The following is a 22,542-nucleotide window of genomic DNA, read 5'->3' as shown; positions in this document are numbered from 1 at the left end:
CGGAGGGGCCGGCGGTCGCTTTCAGTTCAGTGGTGGCTTGCCTGGCGCGATCCCGCCGGGGCGCTGCTGCGGCCGCCCGTCAGCCACCAGATGGCCGAGCCGGTGACAAACATCATGGCTGTCGCAACGATCACCACCGTGGTGAAGGCCTGTTCGAAGGCAAGCCGGGCGCGCGTCACCAGTTCGCCCGCCAGTTCCGGCGGCAGCTCCTCGGCGAGGATCAAGGCTTCGTCCAGGCTGTCGCGTGCGATCGGCGAGATTGCGGCACCTTCCGGCAGGACGAGGAAGGCGGTGTAGACGACCGACATCACGCTGCCGAGCACGGCAATGCCGATAGCGCCGCCGAGTTCGAACGAGACCTCCTCGATCGATGCCGCCATGCCTGCCCGCTCGGGCGGGGCGTTGAACATGATGGCGCTGGAGGCGGCCGTCATCGAGGCGCCGATCCCGAGGCCGAGAACGACGAGACTGACGATCTGGGCAAGCGTGCCGATGTCGTGAAGCAGCAAGTAAGCTGCGAGACCGGCGGCCGCGAGGAGCAGTCCGGAGCGCAGCACCACTTCCGCTCCGAGACGCGGAAGCAGCGTGCCGGTCAGCGGGCCGGCGACGAAGGCGGCGAGCGGGATCGGCAGAATGAAGAAGCCGGCTTCGAGCGGCGAAAAGCCTTCACCAAGCTGCAACTGCTGACTCAGGACAAGCTCGATGCCGACGATGGAGGCCGACGCCACCAGTGCCGACGCCACGCCGGAAGAAAACGCTCCGTTTCGGAAGAGGCTGAAATCGATCAGCGGATGCAGGCTTCGGCGCTGGCGGCGGACGAAGACGACGAGTGCGATAGCACCGATCACGGCCGCGGCGAGGCCAGCTTCCAGCGACGGCTCGCGCTTGCTCGTTTCCTTGACGGCATAGGCAAGACCAACAAGGCCCACCATGATCTGGAACGAACCGAGCGCATCCCACGGATGTCTGGGATTGCCGGGGCTGTTCGGCAGCACGACGATGCCGAGCATGAGGGCAATGGCGACGATCGGCACGTTGATCAGGAAGACCGAACCCCACCAGAAATATTCGAGCAGGAAACCGCCGAGAACCGGGCCGATCGCAGCCCCTCCGGAGGCGATCGCGGCCCATACGCCGATTGCGAGCGCCCGTTCGCGTTCGTCGGTGAAGGTGAGACGGATGATCGACAGCGTTGCCGGCATCATCAGCGCGGCGCCGACCGCAAGCAGAACGCGGGCGCCGATCAGGACCGTAGGGGTGGGCGCATAGGCAGCGACCAGCGAAGCGACGCCGAAGACGGCCAGGCCGACGATGAAGGGCTTCTTGTGGCCGAGCCGGTCGCCGAGCGTGCCGAGGCCGGGCAGGAGGCCGGCAACGACGAGGGCATAGGCGTTGACGATCCAGAGCTTCTCCGATGCGCTCGCGCCGAGGTCATGGGTCAGGCGGGGAAGGGCGGTATAGAGCACCGTCATGTCGACGACGATCAAAAGGAGTGCGCTCGATACGATGGCCAGAATGAGCCAGCGATTTTGCGGAAGCATGGTACACCTCGGGTGGCCGCCCACAGGGAATTGGCGGCCAGGTCTTGTTAACGTCAGGGTCAATATTTAAATACGTACGTATGGATTTGAAATAGGAAGTCAAGATGGGGCGACGTCGAACAATCGATCGTGACAAGGTTCTGGATGCTGCGGAGGCGATCGTGAACGCCGTCGGCGCCGCGGGCCTGACGATCGATGCCGTCGCCAAGGCGGCCGGTATCACCAAGGGCGGCGTGCAATATTGCTTCGGCAACAAGGACGGTCTGATCGACGCGATGATGGAGCGCTGGTTCAACGAGTTCGACACCGCGGTCGCGGCGGAGGGCGGCGAGGACCCCGACCCGGTGAAGGCAATGCGCGCCCATGCCTCGGTAACTGCCCGGATGAACACGGCCGACAACGCCCGGACATCGGGCATGATGGCGGCACTTCTGCAGCGGGAAGAGCATATGGCGAAGAACCGCGCCTGGTACCGCGCCCGTCTCGATGGCATCGACCTCACGACGGAGGAGGGGCGCCGGGCGCGCCTCGCCTTCCTCGCCACCGAAGGCGTCTTCCTGCTGCGCGGTTTCGGCTTCGTCGAGATGGACGACGCCGAATGGCGGGATATGTTCGCCGATATTCTGACGCTATTGCCCGAGCCGGGTGACGCCTAAAGGTCTGCGAGGGAAAGCGCTAGAGGTCGATCAGCCCGCGCATGGCGCTGACGCAAGTGCCGGAAAGGCTGACCTGACGAACGACGCCGCCCTGCTTGCGGACGCTCGCCCCGATGAGGCTGCGCCGGCCCATCTCGACGCCCTGCTCGATGGTGATCTCGATATCGATATCCTCATCCGGCAGTAGCGATACGAGATGGGCAGAGAGCGCTGCGGAGGCGCTGCCGGTTGCGGGATCCTCGTTGACGTTGTCGAGTGGCGCGAACATGCGAGCCCTGATCTGCCACGGCGCCTCTGCCGAGCGAACGTAAAGGAACAGGCTGAAGCTGTCTTCTTCCGGCTTGTAGCGGGCATTGGCCGCCTGGAACGCAGTGACGTTCGGCCGCGCGGTCGAAAGTGTTGCGATATCAGTGACTTCCGCGACCGCAAAGGGCAAGCCGACGGAAAGGCGGATCGGCGTATGGGTGCTTGCGCTGATGGCTTCTGACGGGAGCGATGCGCAGGCAGCCACCGTGCCAACGTCGATTTCCGGGCCGGCCGTCAGGCTGCGCGGCACGACGATGCTTGCGCCGGTGACCTCGCCCTTCTCCCACGACAGCGTTGCCTCGACAAGCCCCGCCTTTTCCTCGAAGCGCAGGATGCCGTCGGGCACACGGCCGAAGATTTCCTTCTGTCGACCGAGCACGAAGGCGGTGCCGACATTCGGGTGGCCGGCAAAGGGGATCTCCATCGTCGGCGTGAAGATTCGGACCTCGGCCGTATTGGCGGGGTCGCGCGGCGGCAACACGAAGGTGACTTCGGAATAGCCGAACTCGGTCGCGATCGCCTGCATCTGCCGGTCGCTCAGGCCCCGTGCGTCCGGGATGACCGCGAGCTGGTTGCCGGCGAAACGTTCGGCGGTAAAGACGTCGACAGTGACATAAGCGATGGATTGCGGCGAAGCGGCGGAGGTCATGGCACCGGCTTTCTCTGGGGTTGGCGGCGAAGCCAAGACTTAAGCCAGCGTTCGCGCCGGTCAAAGGCGCCAACTTGTTCCGGTGACAATATTCTTGGAGCTCACAAAACGAAATAACCGTTTATATTCAAACTGGTAAGCTCACTGGCCGTTTTTCGTCCAAGCCCCAAGCGGCACAAGCCGACTGCTGTGCTATCCTTGGCGCATAGGCTGGGCACACAGATGAATATCCGACGCGGCCTCTTTCGATTGTGGCTGATTGCGTCTGCACTTTGGGTGCTGACGCTGGTCGTCTATGTGGAATTTGAAGGACGGCAGAGAGACGTGACAGATGGTGGCTCCATCTTTGTCAAAGGTTGGGTCGTGATCACCGACGGCTGGAAAGCCGAGAGAGAGGCAGCCGCCATCAGGGAAAGGGCAGCCGCAGCCGGGGCCCCGAGCGTTGTCGTGCCCGACGAGATTGGGCGGCGACTTCGATCCGGCAGGGAAGTGCAAAAAGCGGCTTTGCTCTTCGGCGGAATGTTACTGGGACCGTCGCTTCTCCTGCTTGTGCTGGGCGCTTGGGTTATCCGTGGTTAGGGTTCGTATTGTTTCGTCGATGGGCGGCCTGCGAGCCGCAGAAAGTCCAAAAAGAAAAGGGGCCGACTTGCGGCCCCTCGGTTTCTCATTTCTCGACCATGTGCCTATGCGGCTTTCTCGAGACCCTTCTTCCAGGCGCCCTTGGCTGCGAGGCTGCACATCTCGGCGCGGTGCGAGAAGGCGCGCTGGCCGGCACCAATATTGTCGGCCTTGCCGTGCCAGGCGTTGAGCGCCTCCTGCTGCAGCGCGCGGCCATAGGAGAAGGTGAGTTTCCACGGCAGGTCGCGGGTGGCGTTCATCGCCGAAAGATGGGCGGTTGCCTCTTCCGTCGATTGGCCGCCGGAGAGGAAGGCAATGCCAGGAACGGCCGAAGGCACGGTACGCTTCAGCACCTTGATCGTGCGTTCGGCCACTTCGGCGACCGAAGCCTTGCGCGCCTTCTTGCCGTCGATCACCATGCTGGGCTTCAGGATCATGCCCTCGAGCTTGACGCGCATCGCGGCCAGTTCTTCGAAGGTGGTGCGCAGCGTCCACTCCGTCACATGTTCCGCGCGATCGATCGAGTGGTCGCCCGGCGCACCGTCCATCAGCACCTCCGGCTCGACGATCGGCACGATGCCGGCGTCCTGGCAAAGGGCGGCATAGCGGGCGAGCGCATGGGCGTTGGCGCGAACGGCACCGGCGCTCGGCAATGTATCGGAGATGGAGATCACGCCGCGCCACTTTGCGAAGCGCGCACCCGCCTCGTAATATCTCGTCAGCCGTTGGGCGAGGCCGTCGAGACCCTCGGTGATTGTCTCGGCCGGGAAGTTGGTCATCGGCTTGGCGCCGGCATCGACCTTGATGCCGGGGATAGAGCCGGCGGCGCGGATGATGTCGACAAGCGGCGTACCGTCGACCGCATGCTGGAACAGGGTTTCCTCATAGAGGATGACGCCGGAAATGTACTTGCGCATCGCCTCGTTGGCGCGCAGCAGCATCTCGCGATAGTCCCGCCTGGAGGTCTCGGTGGATTCGAGGCCGATCGTGTCGAAACGTTTCTTGATCGTCGCCGTGGATTCATCGGCGGCGAGCAGCCCGCGGCCGTTGGCGACCATGGAAATTGCGATGTCTTCCAGTCTTTCGCTCATGTTTTTCTCCCTAGACAGCGCCGATCACCATGGATCAGGCGAGGTACTGAAACACTTTCGGGACCGACGGCGCGCACGCAGCCGCCACGCTCCAAACAAGGGCGCGAGTAACAGGTGAAATTGTCCAGGAAAATGGCAAGAAAATCGACTAAAACGATTTAAAATTTTTTAATCGATTGAATAAATAAGGTTTTTTCTTGATTGCCGGCGCGTGAGAATGGCCCACGCGCCGGTTGCGTGGCTTACTTCTGCTTGAGGATGTCGACGCCCGGGAGCGGCTTGCCTTCCATCCATTCCAGGAATGCGCCGCCGGCGGTCGAGACATAGCTGAAATCGTCGGCGACTTCGGCATGGTTCAGCGCCGCGACGGTGTCGCCGCCGCCGGCAACCGAGACCAGAGATCCCTGGCGGGTGCGGGCAGCCGCATGCTTGGCAACCGCGACCGTCGCCTTGTCGAAGGGGGCGATTTCGAAGGCGCCGAGCGGGCCGTTCCAGACGAGTGTTTCGGCCTTGGAGATCCAGTCGTTGACGGCGGCGATCGACTTCGGACCGACGTCGAGGACCATGGCATCGGCCGGGATGGCGTTGATGTCGACCACTTCGTTGTCGGCGCCAGCCTTGAACTCGCGGGCGACGACGCCGTCTTCCGGCAGCACGATGGCGCAGCCGGCCTTGTCGGCGGCGGCAATGATCGCCTTGGCGGTGTCGGCGAGGTCATGCTCGCACAGCGACTTGCCGACATTGACGCCCTTGGCGGCGACGAAGGTGTTGGCCATGCCGCCGCCGATGACGAGTGCGTCGACCTTGGTCACCAAGTTCTGCAGGAGGTCGATCTTGGTCGAGACCTTGGCGCCACCGACAATCGCGACGACCGGACGCTTCGGTTGGCCGAGGCCCTTTTCCAGCGCTTCGAGTTCGGCCTGCATGGTGCGGCCGGCATAGGCCGGCAAGTGACGGGCGAGACCTTCGGTCGAGGCATGGGCGCGGTGGGCGGCAGAGAATGCGTCGTTGACGTAGATATCGCCGTTGGCGGCAAGCGCTTCGACGAAGGCCGGCTCGTTCTTTTCCTCGCCCTTGTGGAAGCGGGTGTTTTCGAGCAGCAGCACGTCGCCGTCGCTCATTTCGGCAATCGCGTTCTTCGCTTTGTCGCCGATGCAGTCGGCCGCGAAGTGAACGCGTTGGTCGAGCACGTCTTCGACCGCCGGCGCGATCGTGTTCAGCGACATGTCGGCGACAGGCTCACCCTTCGGGCGGCCGAAGTGGGCGAGCAGGATGACCTTGGCGCCCTTCTCGGACAGTTCGCGGATGGTCGGCGCCACGCGTTCGATGCGGGTCGCGTCCGTCACCACGCCGTCCTTGACCGGCACGTTGAGATCGACGCGCACCAGCACGCGCTTGCCGGCGATGTCGGTCAGATCGTCGAGGGTCTTGAAAGTCATCAGATAGTCTCCGGTGATAGTCTCTGGAAAAGGGTGGGATAGTCGACGACGAGGCCATCCTCGTCCACGGGCAGGTCCGCGGCAAAGCTGCGGTCCTCGGCCTCGTAGCGGTAGAGCCTGAAATCATCGAGGCAGGTGTAGTGCTGGCCGTCGACGACGGGCTCGAACGTGTCGAACGGCACGTAGAGCATCTTCAGCCTGGCGGTGCCGGAACGGCGGTCGAGCCCGAGGCGTCGGATCGGAAGCGTGTTGGTGAAGGGTGTTCCGGCAAGGTCGATATCGATGCAGCCGTCGAACTCGGGCAGGGCCGCGCCTCGCGCCGTCATCCATTGGCCCGGAACGTCCGAGCGCAGATGCAGGCTACGGCCATCGGTCGTGTCGACCATGAATTTCCGAACCAGCCACGTCTCGTCGCAATCGATCCGGTAGCGCACGCCGTAGGGCGTACCGCCGCGGTTACCGATGAGAACGCCAACGGCGCGGATGACCGCGCCGTCAGCAGTATCGGTTGATGTCAGCGTCAGGTGTTCGAGCCCTTCTCCTTCAAGCGGACGCCAGCGGACCGTCTTTGAAGATAGGGCGCGAAACATCTGCGTTAGATGAGCTTGGCGAAGGCGACGGCTGTGTCGGCCATGCGGTTCGAGAAGCCCCACTCGTTGTCGTACCAGGTGAGGATACGCACGAAGTTGCCTTCGATCACCTTGGTCTGGTCGATCGCGAAGATCGAGGAGTGGCTGTCATGGTTGAAGTCGCGCGAAACGAGCGGCTCTTCCGTGTAGCCGAGGACGCCCTTCAGCGCGCCGTTCGCGGCAGCCTTGATGGCGTTGGTGATTTCCTCGACCGAGGTGTTGCGTTTGGCGACGAACTTGAAGTCGACAACCGAGACGTTCGGGGTCGGGACGCGGATCGACGTGCCGTCGAGCTTGCCCTTCAGTTCCGGCAGAACCAGGCCGACGGCCTTGGCGGCGCCGGTCGAGGTCGGGATCATCGACAGTGCCGCAGCGCGGGCGCGGTAGAGATCCTTGTGCATCTGGTCGAGCGACGGCTGGTCATTGGTGTAGGAGTGGATCGTGGTCATGAAGCCGTGGTCGATGCCGACGACGTCGTTCAGAACCTTGACGACCGGAACCAGGCAGTTCGTCGTGCACGAAGCGTTGGAGATGACCAGGTGATCCTTGGTCAGCTGGTCATGGTTGACGCCGTAGACGACCGTCAGGTCAGCGCCGTCGGCCGGAGCCGAAACGATGACGCGCTTGGCGCCGGCGGTGAGATGTGCTGCAGCCTTGTCGCGCGCGGTGAAGATGCCGGTGCATTCCATCGCGATGTCGACGCCGAGTTCCTTGTGCGGAAGCGTTGCCGGATCCTTGATCGCCGTGACCTTGATCGGCTTGCCGCCGCCGACGGTGATCGTGTCGCCCTCGACCTTGACCTCGGCCGGGAAGCGGCCGTGGATCGAGTCATAGCGCAGCAGGTGAGCGTTGGTTTCAACGGGGCCGAGATCGTTGATCGCAACGACTTCGATGTCGGTGCGGCCGGATTCGACGATCGCGCGGAGCACGTTGCGACCGATGCGGCCAAAACCGTTGATGGCGACTTTTACTGTCATGTCGGGTCTCTCCCTGTCTGGATGACGTGGTACGAAAAAAGCGGGGCGCGCCCTTCGGCGCGCCCCGCAACTTGATCAGGCGAGTTTCGCTTCCGCAGCGGCGACCACCGCCTCGGGCGTGATGCCGAAGTGCTTGTAAAGGTCCTTGTAGGGACCGGAGGCACCGAAGGACGACATGCCGATGAAGGCGCCGTCGCTGCCGATGAAGTGATCCCAACCCTGACGGATGCCGGCCTCGACGGCGATCTTGACCGGCGAGTTGCCGATGATCGCCTGCTGGTAGTCTTCGCTCTGCTCGGCGAAGAGCTCGAAGCAGGGAACGGAGACGACGCGGGTGGAAATGCCCTTGGCGGTCAGCGCCTGGCAGGCCTTGACGGCGATCTCGACTTCCGAGCCGGTGGCGAAGATCGTGACCTTGGCATCGGCGGCCGAGATCAGGTCGTAGGCGCCGCGGGCGCAGAGGTTTTCTTCCTCATACTCGGTGCGCACAGCCATCAGGTTCTGACGGGTGAGTGCGATGCCGGACGGACGGTTGTGGCTTTCGAGCGCGAGCTGCCAGCATTCCGCCGTTTCCGTGGCGTCGGCCGGGCGGAACATCAGGAGGTTCGGGATGGCGCGCAGTGCGGCCATGTGCTCGACGGGCTGGTGGGTCGGGCCGTCTTCGCCGAGGCCGATCGAGTCATGCGTCAGCACGTGGATGACTCGGATGCCCATCAGCGCGGCGAGGCGGATCGACGGACGGCAATAATCCGAGAAGATCAGGAAGCCGCCGGAATAGGGGATGACGCCGCCATGCAGCGCCATGCCGTTCATGGCAGCGGCCATGCCGTGCTCGCGCACGCCGTAATGGATATAGCGGCCGGAGAAATCGTCAGGCGTGATCGACTTGGTCTGGCTCGTCTTGGTGTTGTTCGAGCCGGTCAGGTCGGCCGAGCCGCCGATGGTTTCGGCGAGAACGCCGTTGATGACTTCGAGTGCGTCCTCGGAAGCCTTGCGGGTTGCCGGCGATGGCTTGGTTTCCGCGAGCTTCTTCTTGTAGTCGTCGATGGCGGAGGCGAGACGGCCTTCGAGCTCGCCGGAGAAGCGGCGGACGAACTGGGCCTTCTTCTCGGCCTCGCTCGTTTCGAGGCGCTCTTCCCATTCCTTGCGCGCCTTGGTCGAACGCAGGCCGGCCAGACGCCAGGCGTCGAGCACGTCGGAGGGAACGACGAAGGCTTCGGCTTCCCAGCCGAGCGCCTTGCGGGTGGCGGCGATTTCCTCGGCGCCGAGCGGCGAGCCGTGGACCTTGTGGGTACCGGCCTTGTTCGGTGCGCCAAAGCCGATCGTCGTCTTAGCCGCGATCATCGTCGGCTTGTCGGACTTCTGGGCCTGCTCGATCGCGGCGGCGATCGCATCCGGATCATGGCCATCGACGGTGATGGTGTTCCAGTTGCAGGCGCGGAAGCGGGCGTGCTGGTCGGTCGAGTCGGCGATCGAGATCGGACCGTCGATCGAGATGTTGTTGTCGTCCCAGAAGACGATCAGCTTGTTGAGCTTCAGGTGGCCGGCGAGCGAAATCGCTTCCTGGCTGATGCCTTCCATAAGGCAGCCGTCACCGGCGAGCACATAGGTATAGTGCTCCATCAGGTCAGAGCCGAATTCGTCGCGCAGCTTGCGCTCGGCGATCGCCATGCCGACGGCATTGGCAATGCCCTGGCCGAGCGGACCGGTGGTCGTCTCGATGCCGGCGGCATGGCCGTATTCCGGGTGGCCGGCGGTGCGGGCACCGAGCTGGCGGAAATTCTTGATCTCGTCGATGGTGATGTCTTCGTAGCCCGTCAAATAGAGCAGCGAATAGAGCAGCATCGAGCCATGGCCGGCCGACAGCACGAAGCGGTCGCGGTTCGGCCAGGAGGGGTTCTTGGGGTCAAAGCTCAGATAGCGCGTAAAGAGGACTGTCGCTATGTCGGCTGCGCCCATGGGCAGGCCGGGGTGGCCGGAATTTGCCTTCTCGACGGCATCCATGGAAAGGAAACGGATCGCATTTGCCATCCGGTCGTGTTTTTCGCGAGAGATCATGACTGTTCCGTTTTGCGTTCGGTGGTCAGGGAACGGTCTCTATCCTCCAAAGACCGCGCAAGAAGCGGCTGACACATAGCAGGTGCGCCGTGCGAGTCAATAAATACGGGCCTTCCGCGGCCATTTGACGACAGGTCGTTCCGCTCCTTGTCTCGCAATGCAACAGAGCTTTCGCACTGCCGTTGAAGAAAGCCGGCTACGTAATCCATCCACAGCTTCCGTAGTTGTTTGCGGAGCTTGGCATTGTTGAGACTTGCGTAATAGGTTTAAAAAAGATCGAGCCGAAGCGGCGGACGGGATTCGGGCGATTCGGCCTCACGGGCGAGGTATTCGGAACACATGCCGGCAAAGACTGTCAAAGCGGCGATCGATGAACTGCGGAACGCAGTGCAATCCCTGGAGAATGCGATCGACGGTCGGTTTGACAGGGAACGGGACTTCGGCGAGTTCGAGAGCGAGGTGCGGCGCGTTAACACCGACCGCTCGCGGCTTGCACAGGAGCTCGATCAGTCGCAGTTCCGGGCAAATCGGCTCGAGGAGGTCAACCGCGAGGTTTCCCGTCGCCTCGTGACGGCGATGGAAACCATTCGGGCGGTGCTCGACCGCTAGGAATAAGCGACATGGCGCAGGTGACAGTATCGATCGACGGCAAGGCCTATCGGATGGCCTGCGAGGAAGGGCAGGAAGATCATCTGATCGAGCTTGCCACCAACTTCGATCAGTATGTCGGGCACCTCAAGAGCCAGTTCGGCGAGATCGGCGATCTGCGCCTCACCGTCATGGCGGGCATCATGGTCATGGACGAACTCAGCGAGGTCAATCGCCGGCTGAAGAGTCTCGAGGCCGAGGTCGGCAATCTGACGCATGGTCGCGATGCAGCACTTTCCGACCAGATGAAGAGCGAGGAGGCGCTGGCCTCGGCGCTCAGCGAAGTCACCGCTCAGATTCACAGCATTGCCGCCAAGCTGAACGGCCGCGCCACGACACCGGCAAGCTAAAGGTTTCGGTGGCAAGCCTCTGGCGCGAAGCCGCGAGACACTTTATATATCGACCGCGGTCTGCGCTTCCCGACAGGAACCACAATCCCCGGGGCCATACACGATCTCAAGGGAGCTGTCCCTGGCCGAGCCTGTGGGTTCGGACATACGGCGCCCACCTACTTAGTAGGCACCCGGGATCGTAAACTCTCCATCGGTCGTCGTGGATCGCACTTTCTCCCCTTCGGGTGACTTTTCATTCTCCGGCAAAGGCCCGGCGAATGGCGTCGGCCATGGCCTCGACGATACGGTCCTTGCCGTTTCCCGCTTTCGATATCCGCAATACGACGTTCGAGTGGTCGATCACCTCATAGCCGTCGTCGACCGTCAGTTCGCGGCACCCGGCCGGAATGCTGCTGCGGGCGAGCGGGGCAATGGCAAGCCCCGACACCACCGCTGCCATCATGCCGCCGCTCGTGCGGCTGACATAGGCCACACGGCTTTCCAGGCGGCATTTCCTGAGATTGCGCTGGGCGAGGTCGTCGCACCAACCGCCTTCCAGATAGGTATAGGTGGCGATCGGCAGCGGTCGCCGCTCGTCGGTGCGGTGTTGTTCGGAGGTTACCCAGACGGTCGGGTCCATCATCAGGACTTCGTTCTTCGTGCGCCCGCCGGGCTCGAAGACGACTGCGAGATCGAGTTCGCCGGCTTCCAGGGCTGCGACGTTGGTCATCGAAGCACCCTGCTGAACGGTCACCTCGACGCCGGGATGGATGGCGGCGAAGGTTCCGAGCGCTTTCGGCAGGGTGGAGTTGATGTATTCCTCGGGTATGCCGATCCGGACCGCGCCGTCGAGAGCGGGTTGGCGCATCGCAGCGGCGGTGTCGTCGAGCAGGGTGACGATGCGTCTCGCATTGTCGAGCAATCGCAATCCCTGCGGCGTCAGCACGACGCCGCGCGAGTGGCGCTCGAACAGCGCGTCGCCGAGCATGTCCTCGAGTTTCTTGATCTGCATGCTGACGGCGGACTGCGTGCGTCCGACGATATTGGCGGCACGTGTGACATTGCCGGCGTCGACGACCGCAAGAAAGGTCCGGAGCAAATCGCTGTCGAGCGCAAGGGACATGGCCTTAATCCATCAGAAATTCTGATGGTAGCCATGCTTGCAATTCGTTTGTCAGATGTCAATGCGAGGGCGAAGATCGCTGATCCGATCACTTTGCGCAGGGTCATTCCCGATGAGCGTGCTTGCCGTCTTTGCCTTTTCCGAAACCTCCATCGCATTCCGCCGCCGAGCGGTGCAATGGTCTTGCGAACTTCTGTTTCCCGCGGCATCGGTGACCATTCCGTCGGGTAGGCCGGCGCTCCTGCGCGATGCGGGGATCTATCAAGAGGCAGTCGATATGGTGCATATGCGACCGCTGCCGAGGGATGCCGTCTACCGGTCGCACTGGCTGCTCTGAGCGATCTGCGCGCCGCTCGGGGATTACGAGATGAGATCGAGCCTGGCGGCGCGAAACACCGCTTCGGCGAGATTGCTCGCCTGCAACTTGCGCATGGCATCGGTTAGTGCCCGGTCGATCCGATCGAGCGGAATGTCGGTCTCGCGCATCATGTCCTGGCGCGTGCGGCCGCGTGCGGCAAGCGTCAGGCAACGCAGTTCCAACGGGTCGAGTTCGCTCATCTGGTCCTTCATGGACGTCGGCTTTTCCACTGCTGCCTGCAGGAGCGCGTCCATACATCGAACACGGGCATTAGTTCCTGCTAATTATTTGAAATCGTGACCTTATTTGCACGCGCGCCACGTTTCGTGAAAGCGGAACCCTTGCCCATGATGAATGGAAAGCTAATGCTGTGCCGAACCGGGAAGGGGGTGACATGATTGTCGCAAACTGCTGCAAATGCGGCGATGCCGGTGGGTGAGCGAAAGGCGCAATCGCGTAAACAGGCTGGTAGCCGGCCCGGGAATCGGCAACAGATGACGGACTTGTGCCATTTCGGGAAGTGATTTTCTCCGGCGACGATGGCGGGCGGAAGGTTTGCAGGCGAGGATTTGAATGTCACCGAGGGATTTGAAGGCAGCACTGCGCAAGGAGAAGCTGGCATTGCGCGATGCGATGTCGCCGGAGATGCGGATCGAAGCGAGCCTGACCATGGCCGATCACGCCGGCGACGTCATCGCGATCGATCCCGGACACATCGTCGCCGGCTTCTGGCCGATCCGCTCCGAGGTCGACATCCGGCCGCTAATGGCGCGGCTGAAACAACGCGGCGCCCGGCTCTGCCTGCCCGCGATCGTGGACAAGCAGACGATCATTTTCCGCGAATTGCTCGACGGTGCCGATGTCATCGCCACGGGCTTCGGCACCACGGGGCCCGGTCCGGAGGCGCCGGAAGTCGATCCGGATATCATGCTCGTACCGCTTTCCGCGTTCGATGCGACCGGCCATCGCATCGGCTATGGCGCCGGCTATTACGACCGCGCCATCGACCGGTTGCGCAACAAGGGTCACCTGCCGAAGCTGATCGGCATCGCCTTCGACTGCCAGGAAGTGGCATCCATTCCGGCCGAACCGCACGACGTCGCGTTGGACGCCGTGCTCACGGAGAGCGGATTTCGGCATTTCTGAGACATATCGCCGAGATCGTGGGATGACCTAACGCGTTGAAATCGCAAAGGTCGAAGCAACAGGCCATTTCACGGTTTTCCCGCATTTCATCTAAGGCGTTTCCTGCGCGGTCGGGATCGTGTAGACGCTCTATCTCTTTGTTTTACGCAGTTCCGGACGCCACAATCGCTGAAGCGCTTGCCCCGGGGCTGACCTGGTGGGATTTGAGCGAGCATGAGGCTTCTGTTTCTGGGAGATATGGTGGGCAAGACGGGCCGTACGGCGGTCTGGGAGCGGCTTCCGGGACTGATCGGTGACCTCAAGCTTGATTTCGTCATCGTCAACGGTGAGAACGCCGCCGGCGGTTTTGGCATCACCGAAGACATTTTTCTCGAGACGATCAATGCCGGCGCCGATGTCGTGACGACGGGCAATCACGTCTGGGACCAGAAGGAGGCGGTCGTGTTCTGCGAGCGGCACGACCAGTTCCTGCGCCCGGCCAACTATCCGGCCGGCACGCCGGGTCGTGGCTCCAATCTGTTCTTCGCCCGCAACGGCGCCCGCGTGCTGGTGGCCAATATCATGGGCCGCGTCTTCATGCATCCGGAGCTCGATGATCCCTTCAAGTCGGCAGAGGCGATCCTCGATGCCTGCCCGCTCGGCGAGCAGGCGGATGCGATCGTCTTCGACTTCCATGCGGAGGCGACCAGCGAGAAGCAATGTTTCGGCCACTTCGTCGATGGCCGCGCCAGCCTCGTGGTCGGCACGCATACGCACGTGCCGACCGCGGACCACCAGATCCTGAATGGCGGTACGGCCTATATGAGCGACGCCGGCATGTGCGGCGACTACGATTCCTCGCTCGGTATGGACAAGGAAGAGCCGCTCAACCGCTTCATCTCGAAAATGCCGAAGGGGCGTTTTGAGGCCGCTTCCGGCCCCGCGACCATCTGCGGCCTCGGCGTCGAAATCTCCGACCGCACCGGGCTTGCCGAAAAGATCGCGCCGCTGCGCCTCGGCGCGCGGTTGGCCGAGACGATCCCGGATTTCTGGTCCTAGGGCGAAGCCGGCAGCAATTCCGGCTGGTCGAACGCGCTTCTGGTTGAGGCGCGCCCTGCCTGTTATCGCCTTCCGGGAATTGATCTTTTTCAAGGTGACAACCCCATCAAATGATGGCAGGTTATCGCGAAGTCACGCCGGGCCGGGGCGTGATGTATTCGAGTGTTTTCCAGTAACGAATACCGTCCGCAGTCTTGGATTGCGGAGCTGTGCTGCCGTTCACCGGACAATCGGGAGCAGGCGCTCTCTGCCCGGCGATCTCGATCCAATAGCGTTCGCCGGCCGAGAGCGGAGACCGCTGTATCATTTAATTGCTTGTGCGACTTTGCCTCTTGGATCGCTGCCGATCCGAGGATTTGTGCGGAGCGGAAGGGTAATGCGGCGATTTTCCGCCATGTCCCGCTCTGAAGTATTCAAAGCGATTGCGGTGGTCGGTCGATCGGGCTGCTCGTCGCGATCAAAGTGCGTTCGGAGGGCATGCATGTTGTCTAAGTGGCATTTGCCGATGATCGTCGGCGCTTCTCTTTCCCTTCTTTCCGCTGTTGGTGCCCGAGCGCAGGACGCGCAATTGCCCGTCGTGACCGTCGCCAAGCCGGTCGTGCGTGACGTGATCGACAGCGACGAATTCATCGGCCGGTTCGAGCCGGTCGACGAGGTGCAGGTTCGCGCCCGCATCGGCGGCTATCTCGATGAGGTCAACTTCACCGATGGCGCGCTGGTGAAGAAGGGTGACAAGCTCTTCGTCATCGACCAGCGCCCCTATCGCACGGCCCTCTCCCAGGCCGAGTCAACGCTCGAATCGGCACGCTCGACGCTGGCATTCGCCGAGGCGCAGTTCAAGCGGACGCAATCGCTGACAGGCACGGGCACGCTGTCGATCTCGACGCTTGACGATCACCGCCGGGAACTGCTTTCGGCGCAGGCGCTGGTGCGCGGCTCGGAAGCGGCGGTCGAGCGTGCCAAGCTCGATCTCGACTACACCACGATTACTGCGCCGCTGAGCGGCCGCGTCGACCGACGCCTGCTGTCGCCGGGCAACCTTGTCCAGGCTGACCAGACCGTGTTGACGACGATCGTCTCGCTCGATCCGATCGACTTCTATTTCGACGTCGATGAACGGCGACTGCTCTCCTACGCACGGGTCGCGCGCGAACGCGGCAGCGCGCTGCAGGAAGGGGGCGGTGCGCTCGAGGTGCTGGTCACCATTGCCGACTCCAATGAGGAGCCGTTCAAGGGTAAGCTCGACTTTGCCGAAAACCGTGTCGACCCGCAGAGCGGTACCATGCGCGTGCGCGCCCGTCTTGAAAATCCGAAGCTGGTGCTGCAGCCCGGTCTCTTCGGCCGCGTACAGATCGAAGGCTCGAACACCTACAAGGCCGTGCTCATTCCCGATGAGGCGATCGGCGCCGACCAGAACGAGCGGATCATCTACGAGGTGACGGCAGACGGATCGGTGGTGACCAAGCCCGTGCGGCTCGGGCCGAAGCTGCACGGCTATCGCGTCATCCGCAGCGGCATGACCGGCGAGGAGACCATCGTCGTCAACGGCCTGATGCGGGCGCGCCCCGGTACGAAGGTGAAGCCGGAGATGGTTCAGCTTCCCTCCGAGGCGCAAGCGACGGGGACGGAGCAATGAGGTTCGCTCACTTCTTCGTCGACCGACCGATCTTCGCATCGGTGCTGTCGATCGTTCTCCTGATCGTCGGCAGCATCGCCTACTTCCAGCTTCCGGTGGCGCAGTATCCGGAGATCGCCCCGCCGACCATTGTCGTCCGGGCCGCCTATCCCGGCGCGGACGCGGACACGGTCGCCAATACCGTGGCGACGCCGCTCGAGCAGGAGATCAACGGCGTCGAGAACATGCTCTACATGTCCTCCTATTCGACCGCCGACGGCTCGATGGCGCTGACGATCACCTTCAAACTCGGCACCGACCTGGACCAGGCGCAGGTGCTGGTGCAGAACCGCGTGTCCATCGCCGAACCGCGGCTGCCGGAAGAGGTCCGGCGCATCGGCATCACGACGGCGAAGAGCTCGCCCGACCTGATGATGGTCGTGCACCTGCTCTCGCCGACCGGACGCTACGACCAGCTCTATGTCTCGAACTATGCGCGCACGCGCATCCGCGACCTGCTTGTCCGGCTCGACGGCGTCGGCGACGTCATTCTCTTCGGCGAGCGCGAATATGCGCTGCGCGTGTGGCTCGACCCGGAAAAGCTCTCCGCCTACGGCATGACCGCGGGTGACGTCGTGCAGGCACTGCGCGAACAGAACGTGCAGGTCTCCGGCGGCTCGATCGGCGGTCCGCCGGCGCCGGGCGACAGCGCTTTCCAATACACCGTCACCACCGACGGCCGCTTCAGCGATGCGCGGCAGTTCCGCTACGTCATCGTCAAGGCGACGGAAACCGGCCGTCTCGTGCAATTGCAGGACGTTGCCCGCATCGAGCTCGGCGCGCGCGAATATGTCAACAACAGCTATCTCGACGGCAGCCCGGCGGTGGCGCTCGGCATCTTCTCGCGGCCGGGCACCAATGCGCTCGATGCCGCCGAGCAGATCCAGAAGGTGATGACCGACGTCTCGCGGGATTTCCCCGACGGGCTCGAGTACCGGATCGTCTACAACCCGACCGAGTTCATCTCGGAATCGATCAATGAGGTCTACAAGACGATCGGCGAGGCGGCCTTGCTCGTCGCCATCGTGGTTCTCGTCTTCCTGCAGTCCTGGCGCACGGCGATCATCCCGATCGTTGCGATCCCAGTATCGCTGGTCGGCACCTTCGCGTTCCTCTACGCCTTCGGCTTCTCGCTGAACATGCTGACGCTGTTCGGCCTGGTGCTGGCGATCGGTATCGTCGTCGACGATGCGATCGTCGTGGTCGAGAACGTCGAGCGAAATCTCGCGCGCGGCATGACCCCGCGCGAGGCGTCGCACGTGACCATGGACGAGGTGGGGGCCGCGGTCATCGCGATCTCGCTGGTACTGACCGCCGTCTTCGTTCCGACGGCCTTCATCCCGGGCATCGCCGGCCAGTTCTATCTGCAGTTTGCCGTGACGATCTCTGTGGCAACCGTGATCTCCGCCTTCAACTCGCTGACGCTGTCGCCGGCGCTGGCGGCGATCCTGTTGAAGCCGCATGAGAACGGCCACCACGAGAGCGGCAACCCGCTGACGCGTGTCGGCCGATCGATGGCCAACGGCTTCAACAACGGTTTCGACCGCATGGCCGAGGGTTATGCCTGGATTGTGCACAAGCTGGTGTCGACGAAGACGGCGGTGGCCGCGGCGCTGCTTGTCTTTGTGGGCCTGCTGGGGGCCACCTGGTACATGGCGCAGATCGTGCCGAGCGGCTTCGTGCCGACCATGGACCAGGGTTATGCGATCGTCGTCATTCAGCTCCCGGACGGGGCCTCGCTCGACCGCACCGACGCGGTGGTCAAGCGGGCGTCGAAGATCATCCAGGACATTCCTGGGGTGAAGAGCGCCGTCGCCTTTGCCGGCTTCAATGGTGCGACCTTCACCAACGCCTCCAATTCGGGCGTGGTCTTCGCTCCCTTCGACAGTTTCGAAGAGCGGCTGAAGCACGGCCAGAGCGCCAACCAGATCATCGGTCAGCTCTACGGCAGCCTGCAGAGCATCCAGGAGGCCTTCATCATCGCCGTGCCGCCGCCGTCGGTGCGCGGTATCGGCAATTCCGGCGGCTTCAAGATGCAGATCATGGATCGGCAGAGCGCCGACATGCGACGCGCGCTGGGGCTTGCCTATCAGATGATGGGTGCCGCCAACCAGACGGAGGGACTGACGGGCGTCTTCACCACCTTCTCGGCCTCGAGCCCGCAATACTTCCTGGCGATCGACCGCGACAAGGCGCGCACGCTCAACGTGCCGATCCCCAACATCTTCGAGGCGCTGTCGATCAACCTCGGCACCTCCTACGTCAACGACTTCAACGCCTTCGGCCGTGTCTACCAGGTGCGGGCTCAGGCCGATCAGCAGTACCGCGTCGAGCGTGACAATATCCTCGCGCTGAAGGTTCGCTCCGCGACCGGTGCGCTCGTGCCGATGGGTACGTTGGTCGAGATCCGCGATACTGCCGGCCCGACGCTGGTCCAGCGCTACAACATGTATGTGTCGGTGCCGATCCAGGGTAACCCCGCGGTCGGCGTCTCGACGGGAACCGCCCTCGACAAGATGGAGGCGCTCGCCGCCCAGATCCTGCCGCAGGGCACGACCTTCGAGTGGACGGAACTCGCCTTCCAGGAACGCCAGACCGGCAATACCGCGGTGTTCATCTTCGCGCTGTCGGTCGTCTTCGTGTTCCTGGCACTTTCGGCGCAATATGAAAGCTGGGTGTTGCCGCTCGCGATCATCCTGATCGTGCCGCTCGGCGTGCTCGCGGCACTGGTCGGCGTGTTCATCCGCGGGCTCGACAACAACGTGCTGACCCAGATCGGGCTCATCGTGCTGATCGGCCTTGCGGCCAAGAACGCGATCCTGATCGTCGAGTTCGCGCGACAGGGCGAGGACGAGGGCAAGACGCCGGTCCAGGCGGCGGTGGAGGCAAGCCAATTGCGTCTCCGACCGATCCTGATGACGGCCTTCGCCTTCATCCTCGGCGTGGTGCCGCTGATGATCGCCACCGGCCCCGGCGCGGAAATGCGCCAGTCGCTCGGTACCGCGGTGTTCTCCGGCATGCTCGGGGTGACCTTCCTCGGCCTGTTTCTGACACCGGTCTTCTACGTCGCGCTGCGGTCGTTCCGGCGGCGCAAATCGGCGGTGGTGACCGAACCGGCTCCCCACCCCGCCGAATAGAGGATACGACATTGTGATGCCCCGGCAGCGACCAAGTTCCTCGTTCCCTGTCGAGAGCGGTGACGTAAACGTGAGCAGGGCCCGCCGTTTGTAACTGGACGCGGCCTGGCCCTTGAACAATTCTCTCCCTGCCCGTGACGCCATCATCAGGCCGAGCGAAGGCAAAGGCATTCGCTGTTCAACGGCTGCCGCCTCCGCGCCCTTCAGGCCCGGGTCAAGCAAGCAAAGTGAGAGAGGTGAAGGCTGATGCTCCGGTACCTTGTCTACACGTTCGCCGCCATATGGCTGATCCATGCATTCTGGCCGTCCGTCGCGCATGCGCAGCAACAGCCCCGTCACGCCAGTCAATGCCAGGCGATTGCCGAAGCCATGCCGCAGGCGACCTTCGCCAGTTTCACGTCCGCGGCCGCCGCCAAAGGACAGGCGACTGCCGGTGAGGTGACCATCACTTATCTCGGTCATTCCACCTTCCTGATCGAGACGCCCGGCGGCATCTCGATCGCCACCGACTACAATGGCTGGTTCGCGCCCCCGACGCCGCCGACGGTCGCGACAATGAACAAGGCACATTCGAGCCATTACACGCTGACGCCCGACCCGGCGATCAGGACCGTGCTGCATGGCTGGGGCGACGACGGCGAACCCACCCGCCACGACCTCGTGGTGGGCGACACCTATATCCGCAACGTCACCACCGACATCCGTGCAGTCGGCGGGGCAATGGAGCGTGACGGTAATTCAATCTTCATTTTCGAGGTCGCGGACCTTTGCATCGGCCATCTCGGTCATCTTCATCACGAGCTTGACGACAGCCACTACCGCCAGATCGGTCGGCTCGACGTGCTCATGGTGCCGGTCGACGGCGGCCTGACCATGGGGGCCGAAAGCATGAGCCGCGTCGTCAATCGACTGCGGTCGTCTCTGATCCTGCCGATGCACCGCCGCGGCCCGCCGATCGACGCGTTCCTCGACATGTTCGGCGACGACTACGACAAGCGCTTCGCCGACAGCGCCAGCGTCAAAGTCTCGTTGCGTTCCTTGCCAAGCAAACCTCTGATTTATATTCTCCAGGGCGTCTGAACATTCAGGATCGCCCGATGAAGTTGCTTGTGGTTGGCGTATCGCTTTTCCTGTCACTGTCGACATTGGCCCAAGCAGGTGGCGCGCCGCCGCCACGCATGCCCTCTCCCGAAGGACAACAGCAGCAGAGCCAGCCGGAGCCGACCGTTGGGCCTGCGGGCGTGCAGGAGATATTCGTGATGCCTTCGGGCAATATCGGCTGCGTCTACACGCCGGCCGGCGGCACGCCCGTCTATCAGCCTGCTGACGGCGGCCCGGAGCTTGCCTGCGATATCGTCGCGCCGCGCTACGTTCGCGCCACACTCGGCCGTATGGGTGCAGCCACCCTCAATCACGCCGTCGGTTATCCGAGCTGCTGTTCGTCCGGCCCGGTGCTCGACTATGGGCAAAGCTGGGCACGGGGACCGTTCGCCTGCGCCTCGGAACGCACCGGCCTTTCGTGTCGTCGCGATGACGGACACAGCTTCCTCTTGAGCCGCGCGCAGGTATCGGCCGACTGAAAAGCCGCGCCCCGGCTGGACGGAAAGCGGCAATAAAACTATAAGGCGCCCCATTCCTACATTATCATGCATGCAGAGGGTGCCATGGCTGGCCATTCACAGTTCAAGAACATCATGCACCGCAAGGGCCGTCAGGATGCGGTGCGCTCGAAAATGTTTTCCAAGCTCGCGCGCGAAATCACGGTTGCCGCCAAGGCCGGCATGCCGGACCCGGCGATGAACCCGCGCCTGCGCCTGGCGATCCAGAACGCCAAGGCACAGTCGATGCCGAAGGACAACATCGAACGGGCGATCAAGAAGGCCTCCGGCGGCGATGCGGAAAACTACGAAGAAGTCCGCTACGAGGGCTACGGCCCGGGCGGTGTTGCCGTCATCGTCGAGGCGCTGACCGATAACCGCAACCGTACCGCTTCCAGCGTGCGCTCGACCTTCACCAAGGCCGGCGGTGCGCTTGGCGAAACCGGATCGGTTTCCTTCTCCTTCGACCGCGTCGGCGAAATCACCTACAAGCTCTCCGCCGGTAATGCCGACAAGGTCATGGAAGCGGCGATCGAGGCGGGTGCCGACGACGTCACCACCGACGAGGACGGCCACACGATCATCTGCGGTTTCGAGGCGATCGGCGAAGTCTCCAAGGCGCTCGAAGACACGCTCGGCGAAGCTGAGACCGTCAAGGCGATCTGGAAGCCGCAGAACACCGTGCCGGTCGACGAAGAAAAGGCACAGTCGCTGATGAAGCTCATCGACACCCTCGAAGACGATGACGACGTCCAGAACGTCTATTCGAACTTCGAAGTGTCGGACGAGATCCTGGCGAAGCTGTCGGCCTGATTGGACGCTTGGCAAGTTCCGGATTGTTCACCCGTGTCCGAAAGGGCACGGGTTTTTCATTGTTTGGTGCCGATGACCTATGAATTTGCGATCTTCGATTTCGACGGCACGCTCGCCGACACCGCGGCGAGCTTCATGCTTGCCTGCAACAGTGCCGCACGGCGCTACGGCTTCCGTGAGCTTTCCGTCGAGGAGTTCCAGTCGCTGAGAACGATGGGCAATCGCGAGATCATCGCGCATCTCGGCGTGCCCCTGTGGAAGCTGCCGCAGATCGCCATCTTCATGCGCCGGGCGATGGCGGCCGAGGCCGCATCCGTGCGGCTGTTCCCGGGCGTCGCCGAATTGCTCAGCCGCTTGAAGGCCGCCGGTATCGGCATTGCCATCGTCAGCTCGAATGCGGAAGACGGGATTCGCGCCGCGCTCGGAGAAGCCGCTGCGTCCGTGGACATTTTCGAGTGTGGTGCCGCTCTCTTCGGCAAGGACCAGCATTTCAAAAAGGCGGTCCGATATTCCGGGCTGGACCCGACCCGGTTCCTGGCGATCGGCGACGAAGCGCGCGACATCGAAGCGGCCCGCAAGGCGGGCATCGCCGCGGGAGCCGTGGCCTGGGGCTATGCCGATCCGGTCTTCCTACAAAAGCTCGGACCGGATCGGTTTTTCACCCGGATGGAGGAGATTGCGCCGGCTTTCGGCGTGGTCTGATCGCGCTT

At 63.1% G+C, this 22,542-nt stretch carries 22 protein-coding genes and 1 other RNA gene; 14 read left to right on the top strand and 9 right to left on the bottom strand.

What is annotated here, in order from left to right; all coding sequences use genetic code 11:
* Positions 1 to 26: 26 nt before the first annotated feature.
* Positions 27 to 1,541, bottom strand: a complete 1,515-nt coding sequence (locus tag QM996_RS14335; RefSeq protein WP_500268047.1) for an MFS transporter — start codon at positions 1,539 to 1,541, stop codon at positions 27 to 29.
* 104 nt (positions 1,542 to 1,645) lie between these two features.
* On the opposite strand from QM996_RS14335, the gene QM996_RS14330 reads away from it, so the two are divergent.
* Positions 1,646 to 2,197 (top strand): TetR/AcrR family transcriptional regulator, encoded by a 552-nt coding sequence (locus tag QM996_RS14330; RefSeq protein ID WP_500268046.1) that lies wholly within the window; start codon positions 1,646 to 1,648, stop codon positions 2,195 to 2,197.
* A 19-nt stretch (positions 2,198 to 2,216) separates the two neighbouring features.
* On the opposite strand, the gene QM996_RS14325 is transcribed toward QM996_RS14330, so the two are convergent.
* Positions 2,217 to 3,152, bottom strand: coding sequence for a PhzF family phenazine biosynthesis protein (locus QM996_RS14325; protein ID WP_500268045.1), 936 nt, complete (start codon positions 3,150 to 3,152; stop codon positions 2,217 to 2,219).
* A 222-nt stretch (positions 3,153 to 3,374) separates the two neighbouring features.
* Between QM996_RS14325 and QM996_RS14320 the strand changes: the two genes are divergently transcribed.
* Positions 3,375 to 3,731, top strand: a complete 357-nt coding sequence (locus tag QM996_RS14320) for a hypothetical protein (protein WP_500268044.1) — start codon at positions 3,375 to 3,377, stop codon at positions 3,729 to 3,731.
* 104 nt (positions 3,732 to 3,835) lie between these two features.
* Here the strand turns inward: QM996_RS14320 and QM996_RS14315 are convergent, their stop codons facing one another.
* The 5 genes from QM996_RS14315 to tkt all read right to left on the bottom strand — a co-directional run bounded on the left by QM996_RS14315 (position 3,836) and on the right by tkt (position 9,964).
* Positions 3,836 to 4,861, bottom strand: a complete 1,026-nt coding sequence (locus QM996_RS14315; RefSeq protein WP_500268043.1) for a fructose-bisphosphate aldolase — start codon at positions 4,859 to 4,861, stop codon at positions 3,836 to 3,838.
* Between the two features lie 242 nt (positions 4,862 to 5,103).
* Positions 5,104 to 6,300, bottom strand: a complete 1,197-nt coding sequence (locus QM996_RS14310) for a phosphoglycerate kinase (RefSeq protein WP_500268042.1) — start codon at positions 6,298 to 6,300, stop codon at positions 5,104 to 5,106.
* Positions 6,300 to 6,890 (bottom strand): putative glycolipid-binding domain-containing protein, encoded by a 591-nt coding sequence (locus QM996_RS14305; protein ID WP_500268041.1) that lies wholly within the window; start codon positions 6,888 to 6,890, stop codon positions 6,300 to 6,302. Before QM996_RS14305 ends, QM996_RS14310 begins: the two co-directional genes overlap by 1 nt.
* 5 nt (positions 6,891 to 6,895) lie before the next feature.
* Positions 6,896 to 7,906 carry a type I glyceraldehyde-3-phosphate dehydrogenase gene (gap, locus tag QM996_RS14300; RefSeq protein WP_500268040.1) on the bottom strand — a complete coding sequence of 337 codons (1,011 nt, stop codon included), beginning with the start codon at positions 7,904 to 7,906 and terminating at the stop codon, positions 6,896 to 6,898.
* A 75-nt stretch (positions 7,907 to 7,981) separates the two neighbouring features.
* Complete coding sequence (tkt, locus tag QM996_RS14295; RefSeq protein ID WP_500268039.1) at positions 7,982 to 9,964, bottom strand: transketolase family protein; 1,983 nt, start codon at positions 9,962 to 9,964, stop codon at positions 7,982 to 7,984.
* A 339-nt stretch (positions 9,965 to 10,303) separates the two neighbouring features.
* On the opposite strand from tkt, the gene QM996_RS14290 reads away from it, so the two are divergent.
* From QM996_RS14290 to ssrS, 3 genes are all read left to right on the top strand, one after another.
* A complete protein-coding gene (locus QM996_RS14290) occupies positions 10,304 to 10,573 on the top strand; it encodes a DUF4164 domain-containing protein (protein WP_065375262.1) in 270 nt (89 codons plus the stop codon).
* Positions 10,574 to 10,584: 11 nt separating this feature from the next.
* On the top strand, positions 10,585 to 10,962 hold the full coding sequence (locus tag QM996_RS14285; protein WP_500268038.1) for a cell division protein ZapA: 378 nt from the start codon (positions 10,585 to 10,587) through the stop codon (positions 10,960 to 10,962).
* Positions 10,963 to 11,016: 54 nt separating this feature from the next.
* Positions 11,017 to 11,175: non-coding RNA, 6S RNA (ssrS, locus tag QM996_RS14280), on the top strand.
* 22 nt (positions 11,176 to 11,197) lie between these two features.
* Here the strand turns inward: ssrS and QM996_RS14275 are convergent.
* Positions 11,198 to 12,067: a LysR family transcriptional regulator gene (locus QM996_RS14275; protein WP_500268037.1), complete on the bottom strand. Its 870-nt coding sequence runs from the start codon at positions 12,065 to 12,067 to the stop codon at positions 11,198 to 11,200.
* A gap of 112 nt (positions 12,068 to 12,179) precedes the next feature.
* On the opposite strand from QM996_RS14275, the gene QM996_RS14270 reads away from it, so the two are divergent.
* A complete protein-coding gene (locus QM996_RS14270) occupies positions 12,180 to 12,404 on the top strand; it encodes a hypothetical protein (protein WP_500268036.1) in 225 nt (74 codons plus the stop codon).
* A 23-nt stretch (positions 12,405 to 12,427) separates the two neighbouring features.
* Here the strand turns inward: QM996_RS14270 and QM996_RS14265 are convergent, their stop codons facing one another.
* The gene (locus QM996_RS14265) at positions 12,428 to 12,637 is read right to left on the bottom strand and encodes a helix-turn-helix domain-containing protein (protein WP_173520432.1); all 210 of its coding nucleotides are present in this window, start codon (positions 12,635 to 12,637) and stop codon (positions 12,428 to 12,430) included.
* A 361-nt stretch (positions 12,638 to 12,998) separates the two neighbouring features.
* Here QM996_RS14265 and QM996_RS14260 point away from each other — a divergent pair, with 361 nt between their 5' ends.
* The 8 genes from QM996_RS14260 to QM996_RS14225 all read left to right on the top strand — a co-directional run bounded on the left by QM996_RS14260 (position 12,999) and on the right by QM996_RS14225 (position 22,534).
* The gene (locus QM996_RS14260) at positions 12,999 to 13,571 is read left to right on the top strand and encodes a 5-formyltetrahydrofolate cyclo-ligase (protein ID WP_500268035.1); all 573 of its coding nucleotides are present in this window, start codon (positions 12,999 to 13,001) and stop codon (positions 13,569 to 13,571) included.
* A gap of 213 nt (positions 13,572 to 13,784) precedes the next feature.
* Entirely contained in the window at positions 13,785 to 14,609 is an 825-nt protein-coding gene (locus QM996_RS14255) for a TIGR00282 family metallophosphoesterase (RefSeq protein ID WP_500268034.1), read from the top strand.
* 481 nt (positions 14,610 to 15,090) lie between these two features.
* Positions 15,091 to 16,245, top strand: a complete 1,155-nt coding sequence (locus QM996_RS14250) for an efflux RND transporter periplasmic adaptor subunit (protein ID WP_500268033.1) — start codon at positions 15,091 to 15,093, stop codon at positions 16,243 to 16,245.
* Positions 16,242 to 19,421: an efflux RND transporter permease subunit gene (locus QM996_RS14245; protein WP_500268032.1), complete on the top strand. Its 3,180-nt coding sequence runs from the start codon at positions 16,242 to 16,244 to the stop codon at positions 19,419 to 19,421. Before QM996_RS14250 ends, QM996_RS14245 begins: the two co-directional genes overlap by 4 nt.
* Before the next feature lie 243 nt (positions 19,422 to 19,664).
* Complete coding sequence (locus QM996_RS14240; protein ID WP_500270317.1) at positions 19,665 to 20,501, top strand: MBL fold metallo-hydrolase; 837 nt, start codon at positions 19,665 to 19,667, stop codon at positions 20,499 to 20,501.
* A 17-nt stretch (positions 20,502 to 20,518) separates the two neighbouring features.
* Positions 20,519 to 21,001: a hypothetical protein gene (locus QM996_RS14235; RefSeq protein ID WP_500268031.1), complete on the top strand. Its 483-nt coding sequence runs from the start codon at positions 20,519 to 20,521 to the stop codon at positions 20,999 to 21,001.
* Positions 21,002 to 21,085: 84 nt separating this feature from the next.
* Positions 21,086 to 21,832, top strand: a complete 747-nt coding sequence (locus tag QM996_RS14230; protein ID WP_500268030.1) for a YebC/PmpR family DNA-binding transcriptional regulator — start codon at positions 21,086 to 21,088, stop codon at positions 21,830 to 21,832.
* A gap of 72 nt (positions 21,833 to 21,904) precedes the next feature.
* Positions 21,905 to 22,534 (top strand): HAD family hydrolase, encoded by a 630-nt coding sequence (locus tag QM996_RS14225; protein WP_500268029.1) that lies wholly within the window; start codon positions 21,905 to 21,907, stop codon positions 22,532 to 22,534.
* The last annotated feature ends 8 nt before the right edge of the window (positions 22,535 to 22,542 follow it).

The sequence above is a fragment of the Sinorhizobium chiapasense genome (genome assembly GCF_045277575.1).
In the GTDB taxonomy this organism is placed as follows: domain Bacteria; phylum Pseudomonadota; class Alphaproteobacteria; order Rhizobiales; family Rhizobiaceae; genus Ensifer; species Ensifer chiapasense_A.
This window is presented reverse-complemented; position numbering and strand designations above follow the sequence as displayed.